Consider the following 13,727-nt stretch of genomic DNA (forward strand, 5'->3'; position numbering starts at 1 on the left):
AGGAGTTTCCCAAGCTCGTGATTTCTGCGAACTGCCTACTGATGGCAGTCGGATATTTTATGTTGGCCTATTATGTTCCAAGAGAAAATTTCTGGTGGATGTTTGCAATCTATTCAATGCTATTTGCTGGAATGTTGGCTTTTTATTTTTTGAGTGATACGCTAAAATGGGGGTGGATCCTTACCGCTGGCTTGATCATCAGAATTTCATTCTTAGTTGCTATCCCAACGTGGTCGGACGATTATCCCCGGTTTCTCTGGGATGGGGAATTGGTAAAAAGGAGCGGGAATCCTTATTCTGAAACCCCTGAACAGTGGCTTAAGAATCATCCGGAAATAGCAGATCCTTACCTGGAGAACCTTCATGAATTGATGAATTCACCTGCCTATTACTCAGTTTATCCCCCCTTGAATCAAGCGGTTTTTTATATGGCTGCTGAGGTTGGTGGGCTTGATCTGCAGCAGGGGATTATAGCGTTAAGAGTAATTCTGATACTTGGGGAAATAGGCGTCTTTTTGCTGTTACTGAAGCTTTTTGATAATTTTCAGTTTCCTGCAAAAAGACTGATTCTGTACTGGTTGAATCCGTTGGTAATTATGGAGATTACCGGAAATCTTCACTTTGAAGGGCTTGTACTGCTATTCTTACTTGCGGGTTTATATGCATTGCGCAAAAACAAAATGCTGCTTTCAGGCGGGTTTTGGGGGCTTTCTGTTGGGGTGAAATTACTGCCTTTGATGCTTTTGCCCAGCTTTTTTACCTTTGGGAAAACCAGAAAGTCCATCACTTTCTGGATAGGTTCGGGCATTGCTTTCATCCTAGGTTTTATATGGCTTTTACTAGACAATTCCTGGGTTCATTTTTTTCAAAGCCTGAAACTCTACCAAGGGAAATTTGAATTCAATGCTTCGATTTATTACCTGCTTCGTGAAGTTGGGTATTGGGTGAAAGGCTACAATATCATTGGGGAAATCACACCGGTCTTAAGCGGGATTATCTTGGTAGGAATTCTTTATTTTTCATGGAAAAGAAAGCCCGAAAACCTTATGCAACTCATAGATCTGTGGGTATTGATTTATTTGATTTACCTGATTTTGCAACCTGTTGTGCATCCTTGGTATCTGGTTCCGGTAGTTGGCTTGAGTTTATTTACTGACAAAAAAGCCTTCTTGATTTGGACTTTCACGGTACTTTTTTCGTACGAAGCTTATGGCGGTCCAACTTATCGGGAAAACCCAATTTTCCTTTTCAGTGAATATTCGATATTGTTTTTTACTGTTTATTGGGATTATGTTAAGAAAAATCACGAATCGGTAATAAATATATGAACTATAAAACTCTACTTTCATTCATTTTTCCATTTCTCATTTTCTCCTGCACTTCAAGCCCTGAAAAGCAGGCCCAGAAACTCCTCGAAAAATCCATTGAAGCGCATCAGCTTTCAGAAAACTGGGATGAGGTTGCGGCTGTTAAATTCAAAAAGGTGAGTCGCCTGTTGGATGAAAATGGAGCTGTAGAGGTCGAATTCGAGCAGTGGGTGGAATTTCGGTTAAAACCTTATTTTGAAGGAAAACTATCTTGGGAAAAGAACAGTGTTAGTCATGTGGCCAATTTCAACGGAAGTAGGATGAGCTATCAGATGGGTGAGAATACTATTCAGAATGAAGACTTTTTGAAATCAAAAAGAGCAGAAATCGATGCTGTTTTTTTTGCTTTTGCGCAGCCATGGAATAGGATAGATGAGAATGCAAGTTTAACCTATGAGAAGCAAAAAACCTTGGAGAATGGTTACACGGTTGAATCCGTTCGTGTAGCTTATGGACCGGATTCTGATGTGTCGTGGATTTATTTTGACCCGAATTCTGGAAAAGTTGTCGCCCAAGAAATGCTGTCCAAGAGTCATAAAAACAGGATTGAAACAATTTCCTACGATGAGTCAACAGGCTTAGTGTTACCAAAGGAGCAGAAAAGTTACCGAATCGACGAGCAGGGGGAGAAACCGTTTTTACAGGCGGAATATATATATTCTGGCTATCAAGTCACTTTTCAATAAGTAAACATTTATACATTAATAATCCGAGATCCGAATAATGAAATTTAGTAATCTTTTTATTTTCCTACTTGGTTCAGCTGTTTTTACTTCATGCGAATCACGAACAGAGGCAGAGAAAATTGTCGATAAAGCCATAGAAGCGCATGGTGGTGGAGCTTATTCTAATTCGAAAGTTGAATTTGATTTTAGGAATATCCACTACACGATTTATAAAACGCAGGATAGGTTCGAATACAAACGTGAGTTTTCAGATTCTACTGGAAGTGTGATAGACGTCCTGAATAATGCAGGATTTGAAAGAAAAGTCAATGGGGTGAAAATTGATACACTTTCAGAGGAATGGATTGGCAAATATTCCCGATCCGTAAATTCGGTGGCCTATTTTGCTTTTCTTCCTTACGGGCTTAATGATCCTGCTGTTTTCAAAACCTCTATAGGTGAGACAGTAATCAACGGGGAAAAATACGACCTGATCAAAGTGACTTTTGCGAAGGAAGGTGGTGGGGAGGATTTCGACGATGAGTTTTTGTATTGGATTGGAACCGAAGATTCGGTAGTGGATTATATAGCCTATAGCTATCACACAGATGGTGGTGGGGTGAGAATGCGGGAAGTAAGCGCTGTGCAGGAAGTCGGCGGAATCCGCTTTCAAAACTATTTGAATTTCAGGCCTAAAGATGAGTCGGTTTCGGTAGAAAAGATGCAGGAGCTTTACGAATCCGGAGATTTAGAAGTACTTTCAGAGATAAACTTGGAGAATATTAAGGTTGAACCGTTGAAGTAACCCCAAAATGAATCCCAAACGACTGACATTCATTAATAGAAATAATTTTGAGCTTTCTGCCCATTTGTATTTGCCTGCTGATCAGCGACCACACTTTTTTGCGATTTTTGCCCATTGCTTTACCTGTTCCAAAAACTTCTCAGCCGTCACACGAATCTGCACCGCACTTTCGCAAAATGGAATTGCAGCTTTAAGTTTCGATTTCACAGGGTTGGGAATGAGCGAGGGAGAATTTGGAGCGTCCTCATTTTCCAATAATGTGAGTGATTTGCTGGATGCTGCTGATTTTTTGAACAAAGAGTATCAGGCTCCCAAAATGCTCATCGGCCATTCCCTTGGAGGTGCTGCGGTATTATATGCAGCTGTTCAAATGGCTGAAGTGAAGGCTGTAGTGACCATCGCAGCACCAGCATTCCCTGGACATGTACGTCATTTATTTTTAGATAGTATTGAGCAGATAGAGAAAAACGGAAGTGCGAGAGTTGCTATCGGAGGAAGGCCTTTTCAGATAAGCAAGAGTTTTGTGGATGATTTGGAACAAGAACCATTGGCTTCTTTTTTGAAAAAGCTGCGGAAATCCCTTCTCATCTTGCATTCACCCCAGGATAAAATCGTTGAAATCAGCAATGCTGCAGAGATTTATAATGCAGCTCATCATCCGAAGAGTTTTATATCATTGGATGGAGCAAACCATTTGGTGTCAAATCCTCTGGACAGCGAGTATATCGCAGAAGTGATCGGGAGCTGGAGTAAGCGCTATGTGCTGGTGGAGGAAAAGCAGGTTAATGATACCCGGGGAAATCAGGTTTTTGTCCGGCTCTCAGGTGAGAAATACACCACCGAAGTCATGACACCAAATCATCAGTTGATTGCGGATGAACCGTTAGATGTTGGCGGTGCGGACTTGGGACCAAACCCATATGACTTGCTCATGGCTTCTCTTGGAAGCTGCACGGCCATGACGCTAAAAATGTACGCAGAGCGAAAAAAATGGCCACTCGAGCAAGTCTCTGTTTTTCTTAACCACGAAAAAGTGCACGTTACCGACAGTGCCCATCCAGAGGATAATTCCGCTAAAGTCAGTCAGTTTACAAGAATTATAGAAATTGAAGGTGACCTGAGTGCAGAACAAAGACAAAGGTTACTTGAAATTTCCAATAAATGTCCGGTGCATCGTACGCTTCAGGAGGAAATTATTATTCAAACCATGTTGGCAAAATGAAAAAGGTCTTGTCTAGGAATTATCTGCTGAGCTCAGTCTTGGTAATTTTGGGGCTAGGACTTTGGGCAGTTTTTCCTTCGGAACTAGATCTAATTACAGCAGGTGAAAAGTGGAAAGGGGTGTGCTGGGTGGGAAGTCGCTCTCCGCTTTTGGGACCAGAACTGGAAGCGTTGAAAGCCACAGGTGCAGATGCGCTTTCTCAAACACCATTTGGCTGGCAAAGGGAGAAAAACAGTCCTGAAATCCGTTGGGATACTCATAACGAGAATCAGTGGTGGGGAGAATCATCCGATGGAATCAAAGCAACTTTTGATTCCTCTGCGCGTCATGGCATCATGAACATGCTCAAACCGCATCTTTGGGTCCGTGGTAGCTGGCCAGGAGAGATAGCAATGAAAAGCGAGGAAGATTGGAAACTTTGGTTTGAGAATTACGAGGGCTTTATAGTTGATTATGCGAAAATGGCTGAGGCGCATCAGATCCCTATGCTTTGCGTGGGAACGGAGCTGGAAAGAACCTCGAGCAGGGAAGACGATTGGAGAAAAGTGATTGCTGAGATTCGCAACGTTTATTCTGGGAAATTGATCTATGCAGCAAATTTCACCGAATTTGAGCAAGTCAAATTTTGGGATGCACTGGATTACATAGGAATTCAAGCCTATTTCCCTCTTTCTACCAAGCCGAACCCTGAACTTGCTGATTTAAAATCTGGCTGGGAAAAGCATTTCCCAAAAATTGAAAAGCTAGTTGCTGAGTACAAGAAACCGGTTATGTTTACTGAGATTGGCTATTGCAACACTGTAGATGCCGCAAATGAGCCTTGGGTTTGGCCGAATGAGCGTAAGAAAACCGAGCTTTCGGAACAAATGCAGGCCCTTTGTTATGAGGCATTTTTTGAAACCGCTTGGCAAAAAAGCTGGATGGCTGGAGTGTTTTTCTGGAAATGGTACCCAGAAGGAAAACATCGTGAACCTGACTTTACTCCCCAGGGAAAATTGGCTGAACAAGTTATGTCAGACTACTTTTTAGCTGACTGAGGTTTAGTGCATTATTTGATCTATGTCATTTTTTATGGAGTTCTAAAGGCTTACTTTTGCACCGAAGAATCCAAACAGTCCTTCCTTTAAAAGTTTGCTGGAAAGTGCAAATCACCCTGTATTTACACTGACATTTGAATCGCTTAATTGTAATCCTTGCAGACGTACTATAATCCCAAATGTCAGTTAGAGTTGACCGAAAGTTGAAAAGCTTTCGGTTTTTTTATTTATAAGGTGTAAGTACTTCTTTTATTTTTTTATTAATTAGCTGAGTCAACATAACAAAGCATTATGAAAAATAACCAGAGAAGAGAGTTTCTAAAATCTACCGGTTTGGTAGGTCTAGGGATTTTTGGAGCGGGGAGTACCCTCGCCAATGAATTCGGGTCCCTTCCTTTACAGGCTAAAAGAGGAGTTAATCGAATCCAATCCTTCAATATGAGTGGTTTTGCTGCTCCCAAGATAGATACTGTTCGAATAGGTATAGTTGGACTTGGAATGAGAGGCCCTGGTGCTGTTGATAGATTGAGTAAAATAGAAAATGTTGAGATTAAGGCTCTTTGCGACTTACTTCCAGAACGGGTGGAGAAAGCAAAAAGCCAGTTAAAAGATACTCCTCATAAGCCTGATGGGTATTCTGGCAATGCCTATGCGTACAAAGAAATGATGGATAGGGATGATCTGGACTTGATATATATTGCCACACCTTGGGAATGGCATACGCCAATGGCTGTATATGCTATGGAAGCTGGGAAACATGCCGCATGTGAAGTGCCTATCGCCCGTACGCTTGATGAGTGCTGGCAATTGGTAGAGACTTCTGAGCGCACTAAGAAGCATTGTATGCAATTAGAAAATTGCTGCTATGATTTCTTTGAATTGATGACTTTAAAAATGGCCCGTGAAGGATATTTTGGTGAAGTTTTACATGTAGAAGGTGCCTACATCCATGATTTACTAGCCCTCAACTTTAAAAAGGATGGTGGTTACCAGGACATGTGGAGGTTGAAAGAAAACTATAGAGACGGTAATCTGTATGCTACTCACGGGTTAGGGCCAATCTGCCAGATCCTCAATATTAACAGAGGTGATCAGATGGATTATTTGACTTCCACTTCATCCGATGATTTCTCCATGCATATGGAGGCCAAGAAATTAGCTGAGCAGGATAACTTCTTCGCTTCCTTTGCTGAAAAGAAATTTCGTGGGAACATGAATACATCTTTAGTCAAGACAAAAAAAGGTAAGACGATCATGATCCAGCATGATGTATCCTCTCCTCGGCCATACTCCAGACTTCATGTAATAAGCGGTACTGAAGGATATGCACAGAAATATCCTAAGCCACAGGTTTCTAAGGGTCATGGCTGGTTGAAAGACGAAGAATTCAAAGATTTGGAGACGAAGTACACTCCCGAAATCATCCAGAAAGTCGGAGAATTGGCCAAGAAAGTCGGAGGCCATGGAGGTATGGACTTTATGATGGACTGGCGATTGATTGATTGCCTCAGAAATGGTCTTGCCCTTGATCAGGATGTGTATGATGCGGCACTTTGGAGTTGTATCTCCCCACTTTCTGAATGGTCTGTAGCCAACCGCTCCAATTCCATAGATGTGCCCGATTTTACAGGTGGAAACTGGAAAACGAATGCTCCGGTGAATATTACTCTTTCAGGTGGAGGAACGACCGGGGTAAGAGTGTAAGCTTCTGTTAGCCGTAGTATTCAGGTCTGTGTAGTAGACCGAGGCGTAAACGTGTAATGTATAGCGTGAGAATTGTCATGTTTTATTTTAATTCATACGCAAAGCCCGCTGGTCAAATGATCACCGGGCTTTTACTTGGATGATTGATTGGTTTTAATGTTCAGGATTGGAGTCAAGTCCTTCATTTACAACTTGTTCCAGTTTTTTCTGATCTCCCATATAGTTAGTCAGGTCGATCAGGCGGACAGTCCTGAAATCAATTGGATGACTTTCACTTTGCAGGGAAATGTACCCTCCGGTTAGCATTTTTCCATCTACTTTGACATTCGGATCAGATGGGTTTACATTTCCACCTCCGATTTGAGATTTAGAGTAGCTTAACACGGTATCCTGACCTACTAGATGATGCACATCGCCGTTTCCCAAAACAATGAAATTGGCTGTCACCCATTGATCACCGTGATAGGTTTCAGAAGTTGAATTTACACAGTGAGAAGTAATGAGTTTGTCTTCCATTACCACATTGGTGCCGGGAGTACAAAGGTTGCAGGTGCTTCTTTTGTCCTTACCATTTCCACCGAGAAATTGTGCTTCAATGGAAATAGGAAAATCCTGATCCTTCAGCATAGTCTTGGGGTCCTGGGAGTGAAGCATCGCTCCGGAATTCCGGGTAGCCCAACCTTCTCCGCCATTTGCCTGCTCTCCTACAAAACGATATTCTACCTGAAGCAGGTAATTGGAGTAGGGTTTGTTATAGAAAATATGGCCATACTGCTGGTCGAATTGGTCGTAACCATCGTAGCGGACCTTCATCAGACCATCTTCTACCCGGAAGGTATTTGCGAAATTGTCATTCAAATCATGCGTACGGATCTTAATAGACCAATCATCTATGTCTTTGCCGTTAAAAAGCGTTTGCCACTTTGGCTTTTTTGACTCCTCACTGGCATAGTTAAAAGCAAAGCCTAATCCTGCTAGGCAAAGGATAACAAGTAGTCCTGTCTTTTTCATTTTAGTTTATGGGTTTATCAATCGAAGAGTGACCAAAACTGGGTAGTGGTCAGAAAATGGTACATCAATTACTTTGTAGTTTACCAGTTCAAAATGTTCTGCGTCAAACCAGACATAGTCGATTCTTTTTCCTTCTTCCGAATCGAAGGTAGGGGAATTATTGCTAGCGGCCAGTCCAGCGTCCGTCCATTTGGAGCTTATACTTTTATATTCTGTTGATGAAGGATCAAAATTCAGATCACCTGCCCAAAATGCAGGCTTAGAAAGTGAATCAGCGTAATGGGTAATAGCTTCTAATTGTGCCAGGCGATTTTCTTCGAACTGATGACAAAGATGTGTCGCGCCAAAGTAGAGTTGTTCTCTGTTTTCCAGTTCTATTTTTACCCAAGCTGCCGCTCTGGGTTCACCACCGACAGGTGTAGGTAATTCCTGGGTTTTATAGTTTAAAGCATTCTTCACAAGAACCCCTTCACCATATCCGCCTTCTGCATAATCCATAGCTTTGGCAAAATACCCTCTGTACCCCGTCTTTTTGGCAAGTTCGGCTATCCAATTGATTTTTTCTCCATATACTCCCTCCAAGCGTGTGGTCATGCTATCCATCTCCTGAAGTGCCACTACCTCGGGTTGAAGCTGAATAATCAAGTTGGCTACATCATCTATATTGGGTGTTCCGGGGTGGCCAGGATTCTCTCCATGGTAAATGTTGTACGTCAAAACTTTGAATTCCGGATTCTTATCTTGGGCAAAAACGCAGAAACTTAAACTGTGCAAAAAAATAATAATTACTAGAGATGTTTTTTTCATTGTGTGGTGATTAGTTATTCAAGCTCCAAATACAAACGATGATCCTACCAGAGTAGGGAAGCAAGTGAAGTTGGAGGAAAGATAATGATTTAAAAGATTCCTGGGAATTAAAGCAACCATGTAATAGCCCCTTTTTAGTGTATTGGGTGAGGTAGGCTAGCCTGGTTTTACTTAGCTGAAAAAGAATAGTTATAATTAATTTGTATCTTTTTGAAACCTTCTACTTTCTTTTTATGCGTTAAATTCAACTTTATTTTGCTAATTAAGTTTTTAAAAAAAAGCTCTTGAAAAAAATTCTGTGGGTTCTGGGAATTCTGATTCTGTTGGGGTTTAGCTCTATATTTTTGGTTGAAATGTGGCTTGTAAAGACGCTGCCTGAACGGATGAATGCCAAAGAGGATCGCTCCTATGACATTCTCTTTGAAGATGTTAACGTGCAGCTGTTTAGGGGTAGTATAGAGCTCAGGGATATTGCCCTTCATCCAGTGAAAGATAGTATGGCTTCTACCATTTCAGGAACCGTGAAGTCAGCAAGGCTTGACGGACTGAATATGTTTGGGTTCATTTTTGGAGATATATTGGATATTGGAGAATTGAAATTTGAGAGTCCCAGTTTTATTTTGGTCAGAAATGATTCGATTTCCAAAAAGCCTGCAGACGTATCAAAGGCTTTTCAGGATTTCTTTGGAGATATAGTCTCCCGGGGCGTTATTCATAATTTTATTTTGAATGATGGTTCAGGCGAATTTTACACCCAATCAGATTCTTTGAGGAAATTTGGAAGCTTTGATAGTTTTAATATCTCTGCGATTAATCTGGAAACAGATTCAGTTCGACTGAATTATGCGATTCCATTTAACTTGGAAAGTCTACATAGTGGTCTGAAGAATTTGGTAATCAATATTGATGAAGAGCAAACCTTTACTCTTGGAGAATTGAATTATGATTCTAAAGCAGATTCCTTCGATTTTTTTGATTTGAGACTGGCATACGATGATTCAAATATTGCCGTAGCAAAGAGATCGGATTTCCAGGAAGACTACATAGAAATTGACCTGAAGCACCTGAAAATCGAAAAAATCAATGCCCGTAGTAGTATCTACGGAAACTGGGCAATTGTCGCCGGTTTGATGACAATCGATAGCCTGATTCTCCATGATGTGAGGAATAAAAACAAACCTCGTCCCTATGATGAGCCGGAGAAGCCAATGTTTGAAGGGATGGTAGAACTGATTCCTTTTCCGCTGGAGGTGGACACTGTGCAGGTGGTAAATTCAAGAATCACTTACTCCGAGATTTCCGAAGGAAAATCAGTTGCAGGAAGCCTGGGTTTTGAGCAGCTATCAGCCTTGATCACAAATGTGATTTCACTTGATTCTTTACAGACTGGAGAAATGCTGATCCATGGTGAAGCCGTACTCAATGGATTTGCTCCTATGCGGATGGATGTGACCGTGCCTTATAGAGTGAATTCAAGTGAGGAGAAATTCCATCTGGAGGCAAGTGTAGATCCATTTGATCTGCCATCATTGAATAGCATTCTAGGGGATTTAGTCTCTGTGAATATAAATACAGGAAGGATGCGTAAACTAGAAATCACTATGGACGCCAATCGGTATAACTCATCGAATTCCATGATTTTCCAGTACAGTGATCTCAAATTGGAGCTTAGGGATGAGGAGAAAAACAAGAAAAAAATGATGTCAATGCTCTCCAATATTCTAATTTCCAGTAGTAACCTTCCGGAAAACAGAAATTATAGAACAGCAGCTTTTCAAACAGAAAGGAATATTTATAGGGGCACCTTCAATCTTATCTGGGCGTCTTTGAGGGAAGGAATATTGGAGATAGCGCCGGGAGACCTGATGCAGTTGATATTGAAGGAGCAGGATCCGCCTGATAGCGGTAAAAGGAGGTAGTGACAAAGCGGGCTTTTCTGATTGATTCAGGTTTGTGTGACATGAGAACTTGTGAGCGGCGCGTTCGCTCTGATCCGGATAGCGAGAATTCTCCTCCAGTACCTAGGCTTCCTTTCCCTGACTGTGTTGACTAGCGAAGATCTCAGCGGCTTAGAAAAAAGGCTCCCCAAGTAGGAGAGCCTTACAGATTCAAAGCGCCACGCCTATTCAATTAGCGCTCTTCTTCTGTCAAATCCATAATACGTATGGACATGATTGATGAACTCATGCTGAGGTCCTACCGGCCAATCGTCCTTATCAAAACCGGGAGCATTTTCTAGCTTTTCCTTTTCGACATTGACGATGATTACATCACGTTGGTGACCGTGAAAATCAAACATCGCCCAAGGTAGCGCTAGAAGTTTGCTGCCCAGATTCAGAAATCCAGAATCAACTGACAGAACAACATAAGCAACTTCACCTGTTTCGGTATCCAGCATAATGTCCTTTATAGACCCTACTGGTTCATCTTTTAGCGTCTTAACCGCACAGTTTGTAGCCGTAGAGCTACTTATCGGAAAATAATATTCAGTATTCATGATTAAGTTATTTTAGGGGAGTGTCTGATAATTTATTAACCAAGGCTGTGCCATCCCCTCCAAAATGGATTTTGAAAGGGGGAGGCAAATTTTTTAAGATTTTTTATGTTTCCTATAAGGACGAATTGGGCAATCTATTACGCGGGTCCGCTGAAAATAAGACGCGGTTAGCCTGCTTATGAATCCATGCTACAAAACACAAGTATTTCCAAATCATGTAGGTAACTAGCTGCTATTAAATAAGTAAGAGTCAGGTTTGGGAAATGAGATAATAAATCGAAATTTATCTGATGAAGCTTTAAGCTTTTAACCATAATTACATTTATTTTTAAAAATTGTAGTTTCGTCAAATGGAAAAACTAAGTACCGACAAGCTAGAGTTAGCTGCTAAGTTTGTTAACAATACAGGGGCACCAATTTTTTTGACAGGAAAAGCAGGGACAGGAAAGACGACTTTCCTGAAGAATCTAGCACTTCAAACCCACAAAAACCATGTGATTGTAGCACCTACCGGTATTGCGGCTCTTAATGCCGGAGGAGTGACTATTCACTCCCAATTTTTGTTTCCCCTTGGTTTTTTCCTCCCCGTCAATGAGCCTGAAGGAAACTTCTCTGATCAGTACGGGTGTTTTACACAGCATACATTGATCAGAAAACATCCGCTGAATGCACTTAGGAAGAATGTGCTCAAATCAATTGAGTTATTGGTGATCGACGAGGTGAGTATGCTCCGGGCAGATGTGCTGGATGCGATCGACTACAGATTGAGAAGTGTCAAACGGAATTATACTACGCCTTTTGGCGGAGTGCAGGTGTTGATGATTGGAGATCTTTTCCAGCTTCCTCCGATTGTCCGTGATAATGAATGGCAGGTTCTGAACAAATTTTACCCCAGCATGCATTTCTTCCAGGCAAAGGTATTGCAGGATTCGGGATTGGTTTACCTGGAGCTTGATAAGATTTTCCGCCAGCAGGATGAGGACTTTATTCAAGTACTCAACCATCTACGGGAGAATGCGGTTACTCCTCAAGATGTAGCGCTGCTGAATAAGCACTATAAAACGCAGGAAGAGATCGCGCAAATCAAAGACTGTATTACGATTACCACACATAATTATAAAGCTGATCAGATTAACCGTGATCGATTAGTGGCTCTGAAAGGAAAGTCAATGTTCTACGAAGCAGAGATAGAAAATGATTTTCCGGAAAATATCTACCCACTGCCCAAGTCTCTGGAACTTCGTGTTGGTGCTCAGGTCATGTTTATAAAAAATGATTCTTCGGGCAACCAGGATTACTTCAATGGTAAACTGGCTACGGTGGAGGACCTGCAACATGATCAGATTAAGGTTTTGCTGGAGGGGAAGCGGGTTGTTTATCAACTGAGAAAAGAAATTTGGGAAAACAAGAAGTATGTCATCAACCCAGAGACTAAGGAGCTGGAGGAAGAAGTGATCGGGACATTTAGTCAATATCCGATTAAAACGGCCTGGGCAGTCACGGTACACAAAAGCCAGGGGTTAACCTTTGACCAGGCAATTATAGATGTAGGAAATGCCTTTGCTCCTGGCCAGGTTTACGTAGCACTAAGCCGGCTGAGATCATTGGAAGGATTAGTCTTGAGAACAAGAATCCAAAACACTGCATTACAGTCGGATTCCCAAGTCCATATGTTTGTAGAAAGTGCCAAAAAGCATTCCAGGTTAGAAGAACTTTTCGTCTCTTATCAACAAGCCTATCTTTCACTTTTGTCGGGTGAGACTTTCAATTTACAGAGCTTGCTTCAGGAAATCAGCAGTTTTCAACGCAAGAATGACAGTTCACTGGAATTTGAAGATCCCGAGATGCAAAAAGCAGTGGGTGAGATCGCTACTTTGATCAGGAATGAAGCAGACATTGCAGGCAAGTTCAGTAATCAACTACGATTTCTTTTGCAGCAGAATGACAAAGGGAAATTGATGGAACGTCTGGATAAAGGGACTTCTTATTTTAAAGATTTCCTGAAAGCAGCGTTGGAAAAAATTCTGATTCACCGAGCTGAAGTGGAGCGGTTTTCCAGAACCAAAACCTATGCGAATAGCTTGGAAGAGCTTGAAGTCAGTCTGCTTAAAAAGTACGGGGAAATAAGTAAAGTCAGCCATTTAATAGCATCGATTTTGGAAGGCAGGATCCCCGGTAAAATGACAGATCTGGAACAGGACAAAATAAATTTACGCCTTCGACTGGCTGAGACAGCCAAACAAGCTGCTGCTGACAACCCTAAGTTTGCCAGTAACAAAACGGGCAGGAAAAAGGCTGGAAAAGCAAATTTGAAAAGAAAAATAGGCGAGACCTATGAGATCACGTTTGGGATGATCAATGCGGGTAAAAGTATTGGAGATATTGTGGTAGAGAGAGGGTTGGCGGAATCTACCATCAAAAGTCACCTGGCAAAAGGAATCCAGGAAGGAAGAGTGGACCTGGAAGACTGTTTACCTGTTGAGGTTATTTCCGAAATTAATTCGCAGATCGAAAACATCAAGAACCTACAGGCACTCCGGATTCATTTTGAGGGGAAGTACGATTATAATACCATCAAGATGGTAGTGGCCGGAAGAGAAGGCTAAGAACTG

General features: G+C 41.7%; 11 protein-coding genes. 8 read left to right on the top strand and 3 right to left on the bottom strand.

Annotation, left to right across the window (positions count from 1 at the left end; genetic code table 11):
• Positions 1-41 precede the first annotated feature (41 nt).
• The 6 genes from AS141_RS10905 (at position 42) to AS141_RS10930 (ending at position 6,800) form a co-directional block, all read left to right on the top strand.
• Positions 42-1,328 carry a glycosyltransferase 87 family protein gene (locus AS141_RS10905; RefSeq protein WP_057937699.1) on the top strand — a complete coding sequence of 429 codons (1,287 nt, stop codon included), beginning with the start codon at positions 42-44 and terminating at the stop codon, positions 1,326-1,328.
• Entirely contained in the window at positions 1,325-2,053 is a 729-nt protein-coding gene (locus AS141_RS10910) for a PepSY domain-containing protein (protein WP_057937700.1), read from the top strand. The genes AS141_RS10905 and AS141_RS10910 overlap by 4 nt, the downstream gene beginning before the upstream one ends.
• 37 nt (positions 2,054-2,090) lie before the next feature.
• Complete coding sequence (locus AS141_RS10915; protein ID WP_057937701.1) at positions 2,091-2,837, top strand: DUF6503 family protein; 747 nt, start codon at positions 2,091-2,093, stop codon at positions 2,835-2,837.
• Between the two features lie 7 nt (positions 2,838-2,844).
• Positions 2,845-4,059 carry a bifunctional alpha/beta hydrolase/OsmC family protein gene (locus AS141_RS10920; protein WP_057937702.1) on the top strand — a complete coding sequence of 405 codons (1,215 nt, stop codon included), beginning with the start codon at positions 2,845-2,847 and terminating at the stop codon, positions 4,057-4,059.
• Positions 4,056-5,096, top strand: a complete 1,041-nt coding sequence (locus AS141_RS10925) for a glycoside hydrolase family 113 (RefSeq protein WP_057937703.1) — start codon at positions 4,056-4,058, stop codon at positions 5,094-5,096. Before AS141_RS10920 ends, AS141_RS10925 begins: the two co-directional genes overlap by 4 nt.
• Before the next feature lie 291 nt (positions 5,097-5,387).
• Positions 5,388-6,800, top strand: coding sequence for a Gfo/Idh/MocA family protein (locus tag AS141_RS10930; protein ID WP_057937704.1), 1,413 nt, complete (start codon positions 5,388-5,390; stop codon positions 6,798-6,800).
• Positions 6,801-6,953: 153 nt separating this feature from the next.
• Here the strand turns inward: AS141_RS10930 and AS141_RS10935 are convergent, their stop codons facing one another.
• Positions 6,954-7,811, bottom strand: coding sequence for a 3-keto-disaccharide hydrolase (locus AS141_RS10935; protein WP_057937705.1), 858 nt, complete (start codon positions 7,809-7,811; stop codon positions 6,954-6,956).
• Positions 7,812-7,817: 6 nt separating this feature from the next.
• Positions 7,818-8,618, bottom strand: a complete 801-nt coding sequence (locus tag AS141_RS10940) for an endonuclease/exonuclease/phosphatase family protein (protein ID WP_057937706.1) — start codon at positions 8,616-8,618, stop codon at positions 7,818-7,820.
• Between the two features lie 284 nt (positions 8,619-8,902).
• On the opposite strand from AS141_RS10940, the gene AS141_RS10945 reads away from it, so the two are divergent.
• The gene (locus tag AS141_RS10945) at positions 8,903-10,537 is read left to right on the top strand and encodes an AsmA family protein (RefSeq protein ID WP_057937707.1); all 1,635 of its coding nucleotides are present in this window, start codon (positions 8,903-8,905) and stop codon (positions 10,535-10,537) included.
• A gap of 203 nt (positions 10,538-10,740) precedes the next feature.
• On the opposite strand, the gene AS141_RS10950 is transcribed toward AS141_RS10945, so the two are convergent.
• Complete coding sequence (locus AS141_RS10950) at positions 10,741-11,115, bottom strand: PRC-barrel domain-containing protein (RefSeq protein ID WP_057937708.1); 375 nt, start codon at positions 11,113-11,115, stop codon at positions 10,741-10,743.
• A gap of 350 nt (positions 11,116-11,465) precedes the next feature.
• Here AS141_RS10950 and AS141_RS10955 point away from each other — a divergent pair, with 350 nt between their 5' ends.
• A complete protein-coding gene (locus tag AS141_RS10955; protein ID WP_057937709.1) occupies positions 11,466-13,721 on the top strand; it encodes a helix-turn-helix domain-containing protein in 2,256 nt (751 codons plus the stop codon).
• Positions 13,722-13,727: the final 6 nt, after the last annotated feature.

Origin of the sequence: Algoriphagus resistens (genome assembly GCF_001442615.1) — a bacterium.
Lineage (GTDB): Bacteria > Bacteroidota > Bacteroidia > Cytophagales > Cyclobacteriaceae > Algoriphagus > Algoriphagus resistens.